At 64.5% G+C, this 17,472-nt stretch carries 20 protein-coding genes; 9 read left to right on the forward strand and 11 right to left on the reverse strand.

Annotated features, from left to right (window positions below; genetic code table 11):
* Positions 1-108 precede the first annotated feature (108 nt).
* Complete coding sequence (locus MJ606_RS10580; RefSeq protein WP_243049578.1) at positions 109-894, reverse strand: tRNA threonylcarbamoyladenosine dehydratase; 786 nt, start codon at positions 892-894, stop codon at positions 109-111.
* A gap of 187 nt (positions 895-1,081) precedes the next feature.
* On the opposite strand from MJ606_RS10580, the gene MJ606_RS10585 reads away from it, so the two are divergent.
* Positions 1,082-1,471, forward strand: coding sequence for a cytochrome c (locus MJ606_RS10585; protein ID WP_243049477.1), 390 nt, complete (start codon positions 1,082-1,084; stop codon positions 1,469-1,471).
* Here the strand turns inward: MJ606_RS10585 and MJ606_RS10590 are convergent.
* From MJ606_RS10590 to MJ606_RS10610, 5 genes are all read right to left on the reverse strand, one after another.
* Positions 1,468-1,770 (reverse strand): DUF962 domain-containing protein, encoded by a 303-nt coding sequence (locus MJ606_RS10590; protein ID WP_243049478.1) that lies wholly within the window; start codon positions 1,768-1,770, stop codon positions 1,468-1,470. The genes MJ606_RS10585 and MJ606_RS10590 overlap by 4 nt on opposite strands.
* Positions 1,771-1,900: 130 nt before the next feature.
* Entirely contained in the window at positions 1,901-2,773 is an 873-nt protein-coding gene (locus tag MJ606_RS10595) for a pirin family protein (RefSeq protein WP_243049479.1), read from the reverse strand.
* Positions 2,774-2,838: 65 nt separating this feature from the next.
* The gene (locus MJ606_RS10600; RefSeq protein ID WP_343214811.1) at positions 2,839-3,741 is read right to left on the reverse strand and encodes an alpha/beta fold hydrolase; all 903 of its coding nucleotides are present in this window, start codon (positions 3,739-3,741) and stop codon (positions 2,839-2,841) included.
* 122 nt (positions 3,742-3,863) lie between these two features.
* Positions 3,864-4,073, reverse strand: a complete 210-nt coding sequence (locus tag MJ606_RS10605) for a cold-shock protein (protein ID WP_019465668.1) — start codon at positions 4,071-4,073, stop codon at positions 3,864-3,866.
* Positions 4,074-4,365: 292 nt separating this feature from the next.
* Positions 4,366-4,575 (reverse strand): cold-shock protein, encoded by a 210-nt coding sequence (locus MJ606_RS10610; protein ID WP_114823570.1) that lies wholly within the window; start codon positions 4,573-4,575, stop codon positions 4,366-4,368.
* A gap of 376 nt (positions 4,576-4,951) precedes the next feature.
* Here MJ606_RS10610 and MJ606_RS10615 point away from each other — a divergent pair, with 376 nt between their 5' ends.
* Entirely contained in the window at positions 4,952-5,353 is a 402-nt protein-coding gene (locus MJ606_RS10615; protein ID WP_243049481.1) for a hypothetical protein, read from the forward strand.
* Between the two features lie 3 nt (positions 5,354-5,356).
* Here MJ606_RS10615 and MJ606_RS10620 read toward each other — a convergent pair whose 3' ends face one another.
* Complete coding sequence (locus MJ606_RS10620; protein WP_243049482.1) at positions 5,357-6,481, reverse strand: crosslink repair DNA glycosylase YcaQ family protein; 1,125 nt, start codon at positions 6,479-6,481, stop codon at positions 5,357-5,359.
* A 306-nt stretch (positions 6,482-6,787) separates the two neighbouring features.
* Between MJ606_RS10620 and MJ606_RS10625 the strand changes: the two genes are divergently transcribed.
* Together MJ606_RS10625 and MJ606_RS10630 are read left to right on the forward strand one after the other, a co-directional pair.
* The gene (locus tag MJ606_RS10625) at positions 6,788-7,144 is read left to right on the forward strand and encodes a hypothetical protein (protein ID WP_243049483.1); all 357 of its coding nucleotides are present in this window, start codon (positions 6,788-6,790) and stop codon (positions 7,142-7,144) included.
* Between the two features lie 135 nt (positions 7,145-7,279).
* Entirely contained in the window at positions 7,280-8,395 is a 1,116-nt protein-coding gene (locus MJ606_RS10630) for a phospholipase A (protein ID WP_243049484.1), read from the forward strand.
* Between the two features lie 76 nt (positions 8,396-8,471).
* Here MJ606_RS10630 and MJ606_RS10635 read toward each other — a convergent pair whose 3' ends face one another.
* Positions 8,472-8,954, reverse strand: coding sequence for a peptidylprolyl isomerase (locus tag MJ606_RS10635; RefSeq protein WP_279236774.1), 483 nt, complete (start codon positions 8,952-8,954; stop codon positions 8,472-8,474).
* A gap of 129 nt (positions 8,955-9,083) precedes the next feature.
* On the opposite strand from MJ606_RS10635, the gene dacB reads away from it, so the two are divergent.
* Positions 9,084-10,664, forward strand: coding sequence for a D-alanyl-D-alanine carboxypeptidase/D-alanyl-D-alanine-endopeptidase (gene dacB, locus MJ606_RS10640; RefSeq protein ID WP_243049485.1), 1,581 nt, complete (start codon positions 9,084-9,086; stop codon positions 10,662-10,664).
* Here dacB and MJ606_RS10645 read toward each other — a convergent pair.
* Positions 10,649-11,134, reverse strand: coding sequence for a glutathione peroxidase (locus MJ606_RS10645; protein ID WP_243049486.1), 486 nt, complete (start codon positions 11,132-11,134; stop codon positions 10,649-10,651). The two genes, dacB and MJ606_RS10645, sit on opposite strands and share 16 nt — an antisense overlap.
* Positions 11,135-11,313: 179 nt before the next feature.
* On the opposite strand from MJ606_RS10645, the gene MJ606_RS10650 reads away from it, so the two are divergent.
* The 3 genes from MJ606_RS10650 to MJ606_RS10660 all read left to right on the forward strand — a co-directional run bounded on the left by MJ606_RS10650 (position 11,314) and on the right by MJ606_RS10660 (position 13,900).
* Positions 11,314-12,345: a methionine ABC transporter ATP-binding protein gene (locus MJ606_RS10650; protein WP_243049487.1), complete on the forward strand. Its 1,032-nt coding sequence runs from the start codon at positions 11,314-11,316 to the stop codon at positions 12,343-12,345.
* Positions 12,342-13,028 (forward strand): methionine ABC transporter permease, encoded by a 687-nt coding sequence (locus MJ606_RS10655; RefSeq protein ID WP_343214812.1) that lies wholly within the window; start codon positions 12,342-12,344, stop codon positions 13,026-13,028. The genes MJ606_RS10650 and MJ606_RS10655 overlap by 4 nt, the downstream gene beginning before the upstream one ends.
* Before the next feature lie 68 nt (positions 13,029-13,096).
* Positions 13,097-13,900, forward strand: coding sequence for a MetQ/NlpA family ABC transporter substrate-binding protein (locus MJ606_RS10660; protein ID WP_243049488.1), 804 nt, complete (start codon positions 13,097-13,099; stop codon positions 13,898-13,900).
* A 103-nt stretch (positions 13,901-14,003) separates the two neighbouring features.
* Here MJ606_RS10660 and pncB read toward each other — a convergent pair whose 3' ends face one another.
* Positions 14,004-15,203, reverse strand: coding sequence for a nicotinate phosphoribosyltransferase (pncB, locus tag MJ606_RS10665; RefSeq protein ID WP_243049489.1), 1,200 nt, complete (start codon positions 15,201-15,203; stop codon positions 14,004-14,006).
* 352 nt (positions 15,204-15,555) lie between these two features.
* Between pncB and MJ606_RS10670 the strand changes: the two genes are divergently transcribed.
* A complete protein-coding gene (locus MJ606_RS10670) occupies positions 15,556-16,365 on the forward strand; it encodes a cytochrome c (RefSeq protein ID WP_243049490.1) in 810 nt (269 codons plus the stop codon).
* Between the two features lie 28 nt (positions 16,366-16,393).
* Here MJ606_RS10670 and MJ606_RS10675 read toward each other — a convergent pair whose 3' ends face one another.
* The gene (locus MJ606_RS10675) at positions 16,394-17,467 is read right to left on the reverse strand and encodes an aminopeptidase (RefSeq protein WP_243049491.1); all 1,074 of its coding nucleotides are present in this window, start codon (positions 17,465-17,467) and stop codon (positions 16,394-16,396) included.
* Positions 17,468-17,472: the final 5 nt, after the last annotated feature.

Consider the following 17,472-nt stretch of genomic DNA (forward strand, 5'->3'; position numbering starts at 1 on the left):
GTGAGGCATGGATGCCGAACGGGCAGCGACGCAAGGACGCCTGCTTGCCAGGGCTGCCACAGCTTGCGCGCCCTTCAGGGGGCGGCCATGGATGGAGGCCGCACCGCCTCAGTTCCCCAGCAACTTCTCCATCACCTTGCCCACCGCCGCAAAGGCAAACGCGCCCGTAACGTGCGTGGCTGCGCCAAGGCCACCGCCGCAGGCCAGGTTGAGGGCTTCGGCACCGCTGGCCACCGGCGGGCGCGTGCCGCACACGCTGCCATCGGGCTGCGGGTACTGCACGTTCTGCAGCGAATACACCGCCGACACGCCGAAGTAGCGATCCGGGTTGCGCGGAAAGCCGAAGTCCTGGCGGAGCTTCTTGCGGATCAGGCTGAACATCGCATCGTGCTCGGTGCGCGAGAGATCGCGCACGCGGATCTGCGTGGGATCGGTGCGCCCACCCGCCGAGCCCACCGACACCACCGGCAACTTGCGCCGACGACACCAGGCAATGGCTTCGAGCTTCACGCGGAAGGCGTCGCAGGCGTCGAGCACGACGTCATAGCCGCGATCGAGCAGTTCATCCAGCGTCGACGGCGTGAGGAAACGCTCGATGGCATCCAGCTTGATGGCCGGGTTGATCGCGCGCAGGCGCGCGGCCATCACCGCCACCTTGGACTTGCCGTACTCGCCATCGAGCGCATGCATCTGGCGATTGGTGTTGGAAACGCATACCTCATCGGCATCGATCAGCGTGAGATGCCCCACGCCGCTACGCGCCAGCGCCTCGGCAGCCCACGAGCCCACGCCACCGATACCGATCACACAGACATGGCTCTGCGCCAACTTGTCCACGCTGCCCACGCCATACAGGCGCTCCACGCCGGCGAAACGCTCGCGGGGAAAGGCGATCTCGCCCGTCGTCGCATCGGCGCGTGGGGGCTGCGGGGCGGGGCTGATCGCCACCGCTTCTGGATGCTTCACTGGAACTGTCCAAGATATTGAAGAGACGACATTTTACCGGGAGTACGGGCCCACCGCAGCACGCCATGCCGGCCACCGGGTTATGCTTGCCGCCCTCTTTCCAGGAAGCTCTTGCATGCGCGCCGCCATCCTGATTGTGCTGGGCCTGGTCATCGGCATCCTCGGCACCGTGTTCAGCATGAACGCGTTGCGCGAACGCAACCCCTTTCCTCACGCGGTGATGTCGGTGATGGCCCACCATGCCGGCGCCCTCAGCGCCGCCGTCAAATCACAGCGTTGCGACGCGGCCCAGTCACAGCAGCACCTTAGCCGTCTGCTGGAAACCTCGGCCGACATCAAGGAGGCGTTCCCCGGCATGGACGCGCCGTTCCTGGACGAGGCGAACAAGCTGCACGAGCAGGCCCAGGCCGCACTGACGGCGGCGCCTGCTGACTGCAAGGCGCTGGCAGCGGCGATCAAGCCGATCGGCGAGGTGTGCCAGTCCTGCCATCAGCAATACCGCTAGATGCGCACCTTGCCGCGCAGGATCTGCCAGTACATCACCCAGTCGCCCATCAGGCTGTAGAGCGGATGAGTGAAGGTGGCGGGGCGATTCTTTTCGAACACGAAATGGCCGATCCAGGCAAAGCCGTAACCGGCGACCGGCGCCAGCCATAGCCACCAGGCGTTGCCGGTGACCAACGCCAGCGCGATCACGGCCAGCACCAGCGTGCTGCCGGCGAAATGCATGCGGCGGCAACGAAGGTCGCGGTGCTCGTTCAGATAGAACGGATAGAACTCGCGGAAACTGGCGAAGCCGGACATGCGGGTCACCGGTGCTGTGGTGGCGTCAGGGTAATGCGCTGGGCGCGACGATGCATGTGGGGGCGCAGCATGGCCGCATCTGACTCCCTCCCCTTAGCTTGCAGGGAGAGGAGCAAAAACCAGGCTCGGATCACGCCGGCAGCGGAATATATTCCTTGTCGTCCCCCACCACGGTGCCCATGCGCTGCGCCGCCCAATCGGCCTTGGCCTGTTCGATGCGCTCGCGGCTGCTGGAGACGAAGTTCCACCACAGGTGGCGCTCCCCATCCAGCGGCGCGCCGCCGAACAGCATGACGCGGCTGCGGCTGCGCGCGCGCAGCGGCGGTGACGTCGGGCCGGCCTGCACGGCCGCCTGCATCGGATGCACGGTGACGCCATCCCACTCGACCTCACCCTCGACCACGCAGACGCCGCGTTCCACGTGCTCCGCGGGCCACGGCAGCTCGGCACCGGCATCCAGCGTCGCCTCGATGAAGAACATCGGTGCAAACACTTTGACCGGCGAGGCCTTGCCGTGAGCGGTGCCCGCAATTAATACCAGTTCGGCACCGGGCAGGCTGATCCGCGGCAACTCCCCGGCACCATGATGATGAAACTCGGGTTCCACCTCGGCATCTTTCTGCGGCAGGGCCACCCACACCTGGATACCGTGCGCGCGCTGGCCGCCGCCACGCGCCTCGGGCGGCGTGCGCTCGGAATGCACGATGCCGCGACCGGCGGTCATCCAGTTCACCTCGCCAGGGCGGATGTCGGCAATGCTGCCGATGCTGTCGCGATGACGGATCACGCCTTCGAACAACCAGGTGACGGTGGCCAGGCCGATATGCGGGTGCGGCCGCACATCCATGCCCTTGTCATCCAGGAACGTGACCGGCCCCATATAGTCGAAGAACACGAACGGCCCCACATGCCGTGCCTGCAGCACCGGCAGCAGACGCCGCACATGGAAGCCGTCGCCCAGGTCGTGCACGCGACCATCGATCAACATCGGTTGCTGTTCCATTCGTGGCTCCTCTGCCTGCCGCCCAGGAACATATCATCCTGACATGTCGGCGCGGCGTGTCGTGTTCAAGCGTCCGCGCTGCTGCCCGCCATAGATACGGAAGCGAGCCAGCGCGCGACACGTGACGCCAGCGGTGCCGGCGTCTTCATCCAGCTGAAGTGGTCGGCCGGCGTGCCGTCGAGATCCGCCGAGGTGACGACCTGCTGCGTGACCCGGTTGTGCGGCATCTTGCCGAGCAGCCACGCCAGCGATGGAGCAGGAACCAGCCAGTCGTCGTGCATCCGCAACGCCAGCAACGGCAGCGCGAGCTGGCCCAGGCGCTGCTCGAAATCCTCCTGCATGCCGGCAGCGGCATAGCGTCCGGTGCGGCCACTGCGCGCCCAGTCCGCGATCAGTCCGCGCGCCTCGTTGCCGCCAAAGCCGATCCGACGTCCTGGCAAATGCCCCACCACACGGGCCAGCCAGGGCGCCAAGGCGAAGGCCAGCCAGAATGCTCCGCCTTGTGGAAAACACCGCCAGTAAGGCGCGCCGCCTGCAATCACCAGCAAGCCCCTCACCTCACGCGGATGCAGGCTGGCATACAGCGGCGCCAACTGGGATCCCAGGCTATGTCCACCCAGCCAGCAGCGCGCCGCTTGTGGCAGGCGCTTGCGCAAGGCTGCCATGCCCGCAGGAAGATCATCCACCAGCAACTGGCGATAGCCCCAGTCATCCCGTCGACCGGCGCGGCGATTGCTCGAACCCAGGCCACGCCATTCGTGGATGGCCACGGCAACACCCTGTTCGGCAAGCGCCTGCGCCAAGGGCAGGTATTGCCGCGCCGATACGCCCAGGGCCGGCAGCCAGTAAATCACGTGTTCAATCTCGCCGGCCGGCAATTGCAGCAGCACCTCGGCGGTTGCGCCGTCGGCCGAGATGGCTGGCAACGCGACAACGGCGGGAAGCGAGGATGTGTTCGTGCAGGGCATGGACATCGATGAACACTTTGATGATAGGGCGCCGCAGGCTAGCGAATCCCCGCGCCGTGAAAAAGTCTCGCGAATAAAAAAGGCCGGCTTGCGCCGGCCTTTTCTTCATCTACGAGCTGGACTCAAGCGGGTGCGACTTCGTCAGCCTGCAAGCCCTTCTGGCCTTGCACGACCTTGAAGCTCACCTTCTGCCCCTCCTTCAGGCTCCGGAAACCAGAGCCGCTGATTGCCCTGAAATGCACGAAGACGTCGGGGCCGCTTTCGCGACTGATAAAGCCAAAGCCCTTGGCGTCGTTGAACCATTTGACAGTGCCAACTTCACGATCCGACATGACTCACTCCGATCTGCTCGATACTGAGACAAGTCAGCCTCCCCTATGGCCGACGGCTTACTGGGCATGCAGGGATCGGGTGAAGCGATGTGGACTCTTGCGAGTCGCGCACCGGGCACGCACGTGACCGAGCAACCACAGTGAATCCAGCATAACGGATTTCTTTAATGCAAGTGAATGACCTAAATCGTCTTCACGTTTCAACGACATTTACTTCGAATTCTTCGAATTCGAAAATAAAAAAAGCCAGGCATTACTGCCTGGCTTTTTTGCTTGCGCTTGATGCCGGGAATTAAGCGGCCATCACTTCGTCAGCCTGCAGGCCCTTCTGGCCCTGCACGACCTTGAAGCTGACCTTCTGGCCTTCCTGGAGGCTCTTGAAGCCGTTGCCCTGGATCGCGCGGAAATGCACGAAAACGTCCGGGCCATTGTCACGGCTGATGAAGCCGAAACCCTTGGCATCGTTGAACCACTTGACGGTACCGATCTGACGATCAGACATATAAATCACTCCTAAGGATTAAACAGACTCAGCCCACGCGACATGCGTAGGCCGGCTTACTGGTGTGCTAGGAAACCCTAGGGGTGAGGCGATGAGGCTAGATCGAGATCAGCGGCATCGGGTCACAAAACTCTGGTGACCCCGGCAAACACAGTGGGAGCATCATAGCTGTTCAATGCGCACAAGGCGAATCATTGTTTCTTTTGAAGCTGAATGAATGCGTATGCCTCTCGATGAGACTACGTTTGATTTTCACGTAATCTTCGCATTTGATGCGTGCCCTAACCCCGGGTGTTCACGCCACCGTCCCGCCCGAAAGGCCGGAGTGGCGCAACACACACCCGGGATCGGCCATTTCCCGAGCTGGAGAAGCCCTTTGAAACCTAGCCGTTACCGACCAGCCCTCCTTGCCCTACTGATCGGCGCAGCGTCACTGGCAGGCTGTGCCACGCCAGGCAACCATCCGGCCAAGGCAAGTGGCACCGACACCGCCAACGCCAATAGCGCGCCGGCGGCGACAACGGGCATCCCGGCCTGTGACGCTTACCTGGCCAGCTATGTTGCCTGTCATCGCGCCGCGGCCATCTTCCCGCCGGACCAGATCCAGGCCCACTACCAGGACATGCAGGCCAGTCTGGTGCACGACTCGCTCGACCCGACCATTCGCCCGCAGCTGGGGGCCCGGTGCACGTTACTGACCCAGCAACTCAAGCAGGTGCTGCACGGCCAATCGTGCAGCACCGCCCATGCCTCGAGCGCCGCATCCAACAGCCGCTAAGACTTACGAGGCCCGCCACCGGGCCCGCAAGGCGGCCGCCACGCTCGCCGGACGGCTGCGCACCAGGCGAACCTTTGGCGTGCCGTGCCAGCGAGCGGTCGCCGTCACGGCCTGGGCCAGGTCTTCCAGCAGGCGCTCCGTGGGCTCGACATCCGGTTCGAGAAACAGCGCCTTGATCTCGAATACGCCGTCAGCCCGATGGGCTTTCGCGTCGAGGCGGCCGACCAGCCGCCCGCGATGCAGGATCGGCAGCACGTAGTAGCCATAGCGTCGCTTCGGCGCCGGCACATAGCACTCGATGGTGTATTCGAAGCCGAACAGTGCCTGCGCGCGTGCACGATCCCAGACCACTGGATCGAATGGCGAAAGCAACGCGGTATGCGTACCGCGGAGCTGACCGTTGGCCGCCTGCGCCAACAGCTCGGCATGATCGCGATGCACATAAGCCGGCACATTCCAGTCGGCCACCTGCACCACCAGCAATTCCCCGGCGGCGACCAGGGAAGCCAGTTCACGCCCGGTGACTGCCGGCTTGAGGCGATAGTAGTCGGCGATCCAGCGTGCCTGCGCCACACCCAGCGCACGCACGCTATCGAGAATGAAACGCTCGCGCAGCGCGGTGTGATCCAGTTGCAGCAGCGCCTGGTCCAGCGGCGGATCGAGCTTGTCTAATACGCGCTCGGCCAGGTCATAGACGCGCTGGAACCGCTCGCGGCGCGTCACCATCAATTCGCCCAACGCGAACCATGCCTCCAGCCATCGCTTTTCCGGCTTCCACGACCACCAGCCGCTTGCGCCGCGCTTCTCGCCTTCGAAATCCGCCGCGCGTGCGGCACCCTGCTGGCGAATATGCGCGAGCAAGTCATCCATGCCCTGCCGGTATTCGCGATGCATGCGCGCCGCGTGCTTGTGTGCCCAGTGCATGGAACGCTGCCTGCGCCAGGCTTGATGCAACGCGAGGTCCGCCGCTGGCACAAAGCACGCCTCGTGCGCCCAGCACTCGGCCAGCCGGCCGGCTTCCAGCGCGTCATCCAGCCACTGTGGCGCGTAGTCGCCGAGTCGTGAATGCAGCACCAGATAAGGACTGCGTGCGACGACATGGATGCTGTCGATCTGCAAGAGGCGCATGCGCGCCACCGTCGCAACCACATCCGCCGGCTTTGCGCGCGAACGCGGCCGATGCAACAAACCCTGTGCCGCCAGATGAAGTCGCTGCGCCTGCGCCAGGCTCAACGAGACGGTCGTCGTGGATGAAGGATTAGACAACGATAACGATGACTTCACGTGCTCACGATGCCCATATTGAGGTGGCATTTAAACGGCCCTTGCTAGCGTAGCCATCAGCGCGGAAGGACTTCGCGGCGCGACATCGCCACGAACACCCGCCACGCGCATCCGCCCACAAGCCACGCATTCTGGCATGGAGAAACCACCATGAAAGCACGCACGCCTCTACTCGCACTGCTTGCCACCGGCTCGCTGATGTTTGCCGGCGCGCTGTTGGCCCAAGATCAACCCGCGTCCCCGCAGGCGCCCACCACGGCCATGGCGCAAGACAGCGCGCAGTTCAATACGCCGCAGGGCCAGGTCACCATCCACTCCGTCGTGCCGCCGGTGATCGCGGGTCCCGCGCCCAACTTTGAGCAATTGTCTGGTGGGTCTCGCTACATCACCGAGGAGCAGGCCGCGGCCTACCCGCTGCTGGCGAACGACTTCAACTACGTCGACAAGGGCCACACCGGCCACATCAGCAAGGCCCAGTACGAGCGCTGGGTGAACAGCAACAAGTAAGATGAGGCTCCCGATGCGGGTCGCCAGGCGTGGCGGCCCGCGTCATCGCATGCCATGCATGCCCTTGCTGGTATGCGCCTGGCACACCGGCACCGGTCATGCCGGTGACATGCCTGACATGGACGGAGCCCAACGATGCGATTGATTTTCCCGGCGACCTTGATGCTTGCGGCTGGCCTGGCGTCGATCACTGCGCGTGCGCAGAACCCGGACCCGATGGACATTCGCGCCTGTGCCGCCATCGAAACCGATGCGCAGCGACTGGCCTGTTACGATCGCGCCAGCGGACGCGACAACCTGCCTGCCGCACAGAAGAAGATCAACACGACGACGCAGGCTGTGAATCCGCAGGGCGGTACCGTGTTCAGTCATGAGCCGTCCAAGTCCGTGGCGGCGAACACGCAGGCGGACGCGGGACAGCCAGCCGAGGTGGCGCCGCTGTCGCTGCTCGACAGTCGCTGGGAGCTGTCGCCGGAGATCAAGCTGGGCACCTTCAACCTGCGTGGCTACAAGCCGATCACGGTGATGCCGTTCTTTGCCAGCAGCAACCAGAACAGGGAGCCCAGCAGCCCCAATCCCCTCAACACGGTCGACACGCCCCAGTACCTGGACAACATCGAAGGCAAGTTCCAGCTGAGCCTGAAGACCAAGATCTGGCAAGGCGTGTTTGGCGATGCGGGTGACCTATGGGTGGGCTATACCCAATCGTCGCGCTGGCAGCTCTACAACGAACAGGAATCGCGGCCGTTCCGCGAAACCGACTACGAACCCGAGCTGATGCTGATGTTCAATACCAACTACGAGGTGGCCGGTTGGGATGGCCGCTTGCTCGGCATCGGCCTCAACCATCAGTCCAACGGCCAGTCCGATCCGCTGTCGCGCAGCTGGAACCGCGTGATGGGCTACATCGGCTTCGAGCGCGAGAACTGGACGGTGATGCTGCGCCCATGGTGGCGCATTCCCGAGGGCGGCACGAGCGACAACAACCCCGACATCAGCAACTACGTGGGCCGCGCGGACATGCAGATCATCCGCGAGTGGAACGGCCAGGAGTTCGGACTGATGCTGCGGCACTCGCTGCGCGGCGGCAGTGAAAGCCATGGCGCCGCCCAGTTCACCTGGGCCTTCCCCATTGCCGGCAACTTGCGCGGCTATATGGAGCTGTTCAAGGGCTACGGCGAGAGCCTGATCGATTACAACCACAATGCCACTTACCTGGGCGTTGGGTTGTCGCTGCTCGACTGGTATTGACCGTCAGGTCGCGCCACCGGTGCGCGGCCTGAGCGTACCCGTGGCGCCACGATGACCGCGGCGCCACGGAAGGTCATCAGTGGTGATGACCGCCTTCGCCATGCACGTGGCCATGGGCCAGTTCTTCTTCGCTGGCGGGGCGCACATCGGTCACTTCGACGTCGAAGTGCAGGGTCTGGCCGGCCAGCGGGTGGTTGCCGTCGATGTGCACCTTGTCGGCGTCGACCTTGGTCACGGTGACGTTGATGACGCCCTGCGGGCCACGGCCCTGGAACTGCATGCCCGGCTGGATGTCCTCCACGCCCTGGAAAGCCTCGCGCGGCACTTCCTGGATCAGCTCGGCGTGATGCACGCCATAGCCTTCCTCCGGCACCACGTCGACCTTGAACTGGTCACCCACCTGGCGGCCTTCCATCGCCTTCTCCAGGCCCGGCACGATCTGGCCCACGCCCTGCAGGTAAACGAGCGGCTCACGACCCTGCGAGCTGTCGAGCACCTGGCCCTGGTCGTCGGTCAGCGTGTAATGGAAAGAAACAACGGAGTTGGGGGCGATCTGCATGATGTTCTCGACTAGGGATAGGGGTAGAGGCGCCGACGAAGCTCGGCCCGAAGGGACAAGGGTACCAGACTGGCCACACCGGGCTCGGCCTGCTAGCCGCGAGCCCCTTCCTTTGGCGATACTTTGGCCATGGCCACGCTGCAACACCTGTCGTCCCGTCGTGCCGTCGCCGCCCTCTGCGCCGGCCTGGCCGCATGGTCCGTTGTGACCTCCGCCCTGGCGGCAAGCCCGCCATCCACACTTGCCACCCAGATCGACAGCCTCATCAGCGAGCCGCGTTTCGCCGGGGCCGACTGGGGCATCGCCGTCGTATCGCTGGACAGCGGCCGCACGCTTTACGCACACAAGGCCGACCAGCTGTTCCAGCCCGCCTCCACCGCCAAGCTGTTCACGGCGGCCGTGGCGCTGAGCGAACTGGGGCCGGACTACCGCATTCCCACCCGCGTGCTCAGCAGCGGTGAGATCCGCAACGGCCGGCTGGACGCTCCCCTGGTCCTGTACGGCATGGGCGACCCCACCCTGGGCGCTGATGCATCCACCGCCCAATGGCCCGACCAACTGGCCAGCCAACTGGCGGCGCAAGGCTTGCGGCAGGTGCATGGCGACCTGATCGCCGATGCCACCTATTTCGCCGGGCCGATGATGGGCACCGGCTGGGAAGCCATCGACCTGCAAAGCTGGTTCGCGGTGCCGGCAACGGCATTGAGCGTGAACGAGAACCAGGTGAATGTCACCGTGACGCCCGCCACCAGCGCGGGCCGCCCCGCCACGCTGAGCTTCGACCCCGCCGACGCGATGCCCAGCGTGGTGAGCGAAGTGGAAACCGGCGAGGCGCGCACGCGAAACGACATCAACCTTTATCGTGCCCCGGGCGAAAGCGTGCTGTACGCATTCGGCACTATCGCCGCGCGCTCGCCCGCGCAGAGCTACAAATTGGCGGCGCCCGACCCGGCGCGCTTCGCCGGCAACCAGCTGCTACAGGCGCTGGCGCGCCACGGCGTACAGGTGGACGGCAAGCTGAAGGTGCTGCAATGGCCGCGTCGCGACGCCGCGCTGTCGGCGCAGCCACGCATCCTGGCCGAAGTGCTGTCGCCACCGCTGGGCGAGATTCTGGGCCAAGGCCTGAAGCGCTCGCAGAACCTGTATCTGCAGAACCTGCTGTTACTGGCCGGCGTCAAGGCCCAGGCGGACACCGAGCAACGCGATGGCTACCAGGGCTTCATCACCAGCGAGCGCTGGGGTATTCGCGCCATGCACCAGTTGCTTGAGCAGATCGGCATCGCGCCCTCCACCAGCCTGATCGAGGAGGGCACCGGCCTGTCGCGACGCAACCTGGCCACGCCCAGCGCCATGGCGCGGCTGCTGGCGTTTCTCGCCACCCAGCCCTACGCGGCCACCCTGCATGCGGCGCTGCCGGTGGCCGGCGTGGATGGCACGTTGCAGTGGCGCATGCGCCATACGCCCGCCGAAAACAACGTGCACGCCAAAACCGGCAGCATGAGTTTCGTGCATTGCATGGCCGGCTACGTCACCACGGCCGATGGCGAGCGTCTGGCCTTCAGCATCATGCTCAACAACTACGACCCGCCCGCCGGTGCACCCAGCGCCAGCCACGACGTGGATGCGATTGCCGTGATGCTCGCCGGGTTGCGCAGCCGCGGCGAGGCCACGGCCGCATCACCCAGCGTGGCGGCTCACCCGGCCAACTGAGCCTTGAGGTCCTTGCCGATCTTCTCGGGGGTGTCGGTGGGTGCGTAGCGCTTCACCACCTGCCCGTTGCGGTCGACCAGGAACTTGGTGAAATTCCACTTGATCGATTCGCTGCCGAGGATGCCCTTGCCCTCGCTTTTCAGCCACTTGTACAGCGGATGAGCACCCTCGCCGTTCACCTCGATCTTGGAAAACAGCGGAAAGCTCACCTCATAGCTGGTGGAACAGAAGTTGCGGATTTCCGCCTCGTCGCCGGGCTCCTGGTGGCCGAACTGGTCACACGGAAAGCCCAGCACCACCAGGCCCTTGTCGCGATCGGCTCGCCATAGCGCCTCCAGCCCGGTGTACTGCGGGGTGAAACCGCACTTGGAGGCCACATTGACGATCAGCAGGGTCTTGCCCCGGTAGTCGGCGAGCGAGCGCTCGTTGCCGTCGATGTCACGAGCGGAAAAGTCGTAGACGGAGGTCATCGTGGGGTTCCTCGGGATGAGAGGTCAAGTCTAGTCCCGCATGCCCCGCCAGGGCGACGTCCGCACTTTTGCACCCGGATGGGAAGAACCCGACCTGCACATGCCTTATGCTTGCCACCGGCCGGCATCGCCGGCGCCTGTCCCGAGGCTGGTGCCTCAGGTTTGCCCGAAGGTACCCCGTGATCAGATTTCAGGCCGTCCACAAGTCCTACCGCGTCGACGGCAGGGACGTTTCCGCCCTGCAACCGTTCCATCTCGACATCGCCGATGGCGAGGTGTTCGGCATCATCGGTCATTCCGGTGCGGGCAAATCGACGCTTATACGTCTGATCAACCTGCTCGAGCGCCCCAGCGGCGGCCGCATTCTCATCGATGACGTCGACATGACCGCGTTGTCGGAGGATGCGTTGCGCCAGAAGCGCCAGCACATCGGCATGATCTTTCAGCACTTCAACCTGCTCGCCTCGCAGACCGTGGCACAGAACGTGGCGTTTCCGCTGCGCCTGGCTGGCGAGCGAAACGCCGCCACCATCCGCCAGCGCGTCGATGAACTGTTGGCGCGCGTGGGCCTGACCGCGCACGCCGACAAGTATCCCTCGCAGCTGTCCGGCGGCCAGAAGCAGCGCGTGGGCATCGCGCGCGCGCTGGCCAACCGCCCCTCGATCCTGCTGTGCGACGAGGCCACCAGCGCGCTCGACCCGCAGACCACCGCCTCGGTGCTTGACCTGCTGGCCGAGATCAACCGCGAGCTCAAGCTCACCATCGTGCTGATCACGCATGAGATGGATGTGGTCCGGCGCGTTTGCGACCGCGTCGCGGTATTGGATGCGGGCAACATCGTGGAAAGCGGCTCCGTCGTCGACGTGTTCCTGCATCCGCAACACCCAACCACACGGCGCTTCGTCAACGAGGCGCTGCCGGAAGAGGCGGCCGGCGAGCAGGCGCCCTTCGCGCATGTCCCCGGCCGCATCCTGCGCCTGTCGTTCCGTGGCGATGCCACCTGGACCCCGGCGTTGGGCCGCGTGGCGCGCGAAACCGGCGTGGACTTCAACATCCTCGCCGGCCGCATCGACCGCATCAAGGACCTGCCCTACGGCCAGCTGACCCTCGCCATGCAAGGCGACCGCGTGGACGACGCACTGGCCTGTCTGCGCCAGGCCGCCATCGAGATCGAGGAGATCACCACCCCGTCGCAGGAGAATCGCCCGTGAGCGCCGCCCCGCTGCTGCAAAGCCTGTTTCCCAATATCGACGACTGGGGCGAAATCGGCCAGGCCTGCATCGACACCTTGCTGATGCTCGGCGGCTCATTGCTGCTTACGGTGGCCATCGGCCTGCCGCTGGGCGTGCTGCTGTACCTCACCGGCAAGGGCCAACTGCGCGCGATGCCCAAACTGTACGCCGTGCTGTCGCTGCTGGTGAACATCCTGCGCTCGATTCCCTTCATCATCCTGATGATCGTCTTGATGCCGGTGACCTATGTGCTGGTGGGCACCAAGCTGGGCATCCGCGGCGCGATCCCGCCCCTGGTGATCGGCGCCGCGCCGTTCTTCGCCCGGCTGGTGGAAACCGCCCTGCGCGAAGTACAGCGCGGCGTCATCGAGGCCAGCCAGGCAATGGGCGCCAGCACCTGGCAGATCGTGCGACATGTGCTGCTGCCCGAAGCGCGCGGCGGCCTGATTGCCGGCACCACCGTCACCGCGATCGCCCTGGTGGGCTATACCGCCATGGGTGGCGCGATTGGCGCCGGCGGCCTCGGCGACCTGGCCTACCGGTACGGCTACCTGAGCTACAAGTCCGACTACATGCTGGTCACCGTGGTGCTGCTGATCGTGCTGGTACAACTGCTGCAAATGCTCGGCGACCGCATCGTGGCGCGTTATACGCGGCACTGATCCGCCCGCCGGCTTGGCAACCGGCGGTATGGACGGCTATTCTGGTGCACCGCACCAAGGCCTCCGCCATGAAGAAGCTGATTGCCGCCCTTGCCACCCTGCTCCTGCTGGCGGGCTGCTCCTCGTCCAACCCCGGCAACAGCGACGCCGGCAGCCAGAAACTGGTGGTCGCCGCCACGGCCATACCGCACGCCGAGATCCTCAAGCAGGTCAAGCCGATCCTGGCCAAGGAAGGCGTGGACCTGGAGATCAAGGTATTCGCCGATTACGTGCAGCCCAACGTGCAAGTACTGGAGAAGTCGGTCGACGCCAACTATTTCCAGACCAAGCCTTACCTGGATGCGTTCAACCGCGAGCGCGGCACCAACCTGGTGATCGTCACCGGCGTGCACATCGAGCCGTTCGGCGCGTACTCGCACAAGATCAAGTCGATCGACCAGCTGCCGGACGGTGCCTCGGTCACCATCCCGAACGATCCCAGCAACAACAGCCGCGCCCTGCTGCTGCTCGCCAAACACGGCCTGATCACGCTGAAGGATCCCACCAACGAGCTGTCCACGCTCAAGGACATCACCGCCAACCCCAAGCAGCTGAAATTCCGCGAACTGGAGGCGGCGATGTTGCCGCGCACGCTGGATGAGGTGGATCTGGCGCTGATCAACACCAACTATGCGCTGGCGGCCGGGCTCAATCCCACCAAGGACGCACTGCTGATCGAGGACAAGGATTCGCCGTACGTGAACTATCTGGTCGCTCGCCCGGACAACAAGGATGATCCGCGTATCCAGAAGTTGGCCAAGGCGTTGACGAGTCCGGAGATCAAAGCGTTCATCGAGCAGAAGTATCAGGGGGCGGTGCTGCCGGCGTTCTGAGTACGCGCGATGACCAGTGGCTTTGGGCGCGCGAAGAGGTGGCATCTGGGGGCTTGGCGTAGTCGCCAAGTTGCCGGCTTCGCGGGGATGACGAGCCCCATCCTCAACATGCCGTCAGCGCCACCGGCTCCGCCGGAATCTCGAACACCTGCCTCAGATACGCCACATAGGCAACGTCCTCACACATGTTCTTCCCCGGCGAATCGCTCAACTTCGCCACCGGTTGACCATTGCAGCGGATCATCTTGATGACGATCTGCAAGGCCTCCGGCCCCACATCGTTGGTGAGGTTGGTACCCACGCCGAAGGCGAGCACGCAACGATCGCGGAAGTGCTCGTAGAGGCGCATCACCTTCGGGATATCCAGCCCGTCGCTGAACACCAGCACCTTGCTGCGCGGATCGACACGATTGGCACGGTAGTGGGCCAGCACGCGCTCGCCCCAGGCGAACGGGTCGCCGGAATCGTGTCGCGTGCCGTCGAACAGCTTGCAGAAGTACATGTCGAAATCGCGCAGGAAGGCACTCAGTCCATACACGTCCGACAGTGCAATGCCCAGGTCGCCGCGATACTCCTTGGCCCAGGTCTCCAGCGCCGCCACCTGCGAGTCGCGCAGCCGCGGGCCAAGCGCCTGATGCGCCTGCAGGTATTCGTGCGCCAAGGTGCCCAGGGGGGTAAGGCCGAGCTTCCACGCCAACCATACGTTGCTGGTGCCGGCCAGTTGCGGACCCAGCTCGTCGCGCAGGATGGTCACCACTTCCTCGTGCCAGGCGCGCGAGAAGCGGCGGCGCGTGCCGTAGTCGGCGATCCGGCAGCTTTCGTAACCTTCGGTGTCGCGCAGCAAGGCGATCTTGTGGCGTAGCCGGCGCCGTCCCTCCTGCATATCGAGCCCAGGATGGGTATGGCGGAAATACACCTCGTTGACGATCGCCAGCAAAGGCACTTCGAACAAAATGGTGTGCAGCCATGGCCCGCGGATGCGTATCTCGATTTCACCGGGGCGATCCAACGCGGGATGGATATCCACGTATTTCGCGTTGAGCTGGAACAGGCCAAGGAAGTCGACGAAATCGCTCTTGATGAAACGCCAACCGCGAAGATAGTCCAGCTCTTCGGTGGTGAAGCGCAGCGAACACAGCGCATCGAGCTCGGCGCGGATGTCGTCGATGCAGGGCACCAGGTCGATGCCCGGGTTGCGGCATTTGAACTTGTACTCGACCTGCGCGGCGGGATAGTGGTGCAACACCACCTGCATCATCGAGAACTTGTACAGATCGGTGTCGAGCAGGGAGGTGACGATCATGGGTCGCTCACGCGAGAAGTCGGCGCACAGGCACGGGGTGCGGTGATTATCCCCGCCCGGCTACCGATGAAGCGAGCCCGACCCAAACAGCGGGCAAATAAAAACCCCGGTAGTCAGGGGAGGGACTACCGAGGTTCTGTCAGGCCGGTCTCAAAACAAAGAGGGGAAAAAAGGACCGACCCCTCAGTGGCACGATACGGCTGCACCACTTCTTGTCGCCATCACGGCGATACGACTACTTAGTGCGTCCTGCCTTGCGCTAGTTCAAGGGCAACACCGGTTCTATTCAGGTTTTGGCAAGCTAGCGCCGCTCGCCTCTACAATCGGCCCGATCTCCCGCCCGGAACACACCATGCTGCTGCGCCGTCTGTGCCTGCTCGCTCTTTTCCTCGCCCTGCCCTTGCGAGCCGCCGAGCTCAGGATCGATCTTGGCCATGGCGTGAAGACGTTCAGCACCGAGCAGTTGCTCGCCCGCGGCGACGCGCGCGCCATCACGATCCCGGACGATGTGTCGTTCAAACATGCCATGCACTATCGCGCGGTGCCGTTGAAGGCCTTGCTCGAGGGTGCGGATGCCGACGATGCCTTGCTGTTTATCGCCGCGGATGGGTTCGCCGCAGAGATCCCTGCTGCGCTGGTGCTTCGCGCCCATGGCTCACAGGCCTGGCTGGCGATCGAGGAGCCGGCCCATCCCTGGCCCGCCCTGGCGGAAGGCAAGGGCGATGCGGGCCCCTTCTACGTGGTGTGGACCGATCCGCAGGCCATGAAGATCGGCCAGGAGCAATGGCCTTACCAGCTGGCGACGATACGGCGACTGCCACCCGTGGCCGAGCGCTTTCCCGCCGTGCGGCCAGATGCGGCGCTGAAACCCGGCAACGAAGTGCTGCGCGGCTTTGCCGTATTCCAGCGCACCTGTTTCGCCTGCCACACGCTCAACGGCCAGGGCGACGCCAGGCTTGGGCCGGATCTGAATATTCCGCACAACCCCACCGAGTACCTGCGTGAGGACCTGCTGCGCGCCTATATCCGCGACCCGCAGTCGCTGCGTCGTTGGCCGGAGGCGCGCATGCCGGGTTTCGATCGCCAGGCACTGTCGGATGCGGATATGGATGCGTTGCTGGTTTATTTGCGGCATATGGCCAGGCGGAAAGTGCAACCCTGAGGGCGATGCCTTCGCGCCGGCTGCGCTTCTACAGGGAATTGGCGACGCCGCTGTCCAGCCATCGCTGCAAGGCCTGGTCGCGCTGGGCCTGTGGCAGACGCGCCAGCTGCCGCACGCTGGCATAGAACGCGGGCCACTGTCGTTCGGCCTGCGCGTACAGCGCGGCGAAGGCTGGCGTCCAATGGTCATACAGGCCGAACGGCAGCAGGCGCGCATTGTTGATCGGTGATGCGACCCAGGCGTCGTAGCGATGATCACCTGGCCACTGGCTATCGCGCCACTGGGCATAGCGGGCGCGGAAATCGGCAATCTCGCGTTGCTTGCCGACGGCCAATGCCTGCTCGTCGGCACCGCTGGCATAGAACGCCTTGAGGCGATCGCGCAAGTCGAGCACCAGATGGGTAAATCCATCATCCATGGCCTTGGCGCGATCGTCCTGGGGGCCGAGACCACGCGACAGGCGCCACTGGCGCAGGCCTTCCTCCTGCACGAAGGTGGCGAAGGATTCGTTGAAGGCGCTGTCGTCTTTTACGTAGATCAGCTGATGGGCCAGCTCGTGGAAGATGGTGCTGGCCAGCTCGTCGTCGTCCCAATGCATCATGCTGCTGAGGATGGGGTCGGCAAACCAGCCCAAGGTGGAGTACGCCGGCACGCCGCCCACGTACACGTCATCACCGCTCGCCTGCAGCCGCGCCGCCTCGGCGGTGGCCCTGTCGTGCGAGAAGTACCCTCGATAGGCCACGCAGCCGGCGAACAGGAAGCAGTGCGTCACCGGCACCACCGAATAGCGCGGCGTGGCAAACACGTTCCACACCACGTAGGGACGATCCAGCTTTACGTAGCTGGTGTAGCTGCGGTTGTCCGGCAGCCCCAGGTGACTGGAGGCGAACTGCCGCGCCTGCTGCGAAAGCGCCAGTCGTTGCCTGAGTGCGGGGTCGGTGGCCGGGTCCTTGATGACCGAGGCCACCTCCCGGCGATGCACCAGCAGTTCACCCTGCCCCTTGGCCACATGGGCGTAGTAACTGACCGTGCTGCACGCTGAAAGCAGCAGGCCCAGCGCCATAAGGGCGACGGGCCTGAGCGTTCTCAAGATAGGCGGCATGACGG

The sequence above is a fragment of the Dyella sp. RRB7 genome (assembly GCF_022761115.1).
GTDB lineage: Bacteria > Pseudomonadota > Gammaproteobacteria > Xanthomonadales > Rhodanobacteraceae > Dyella.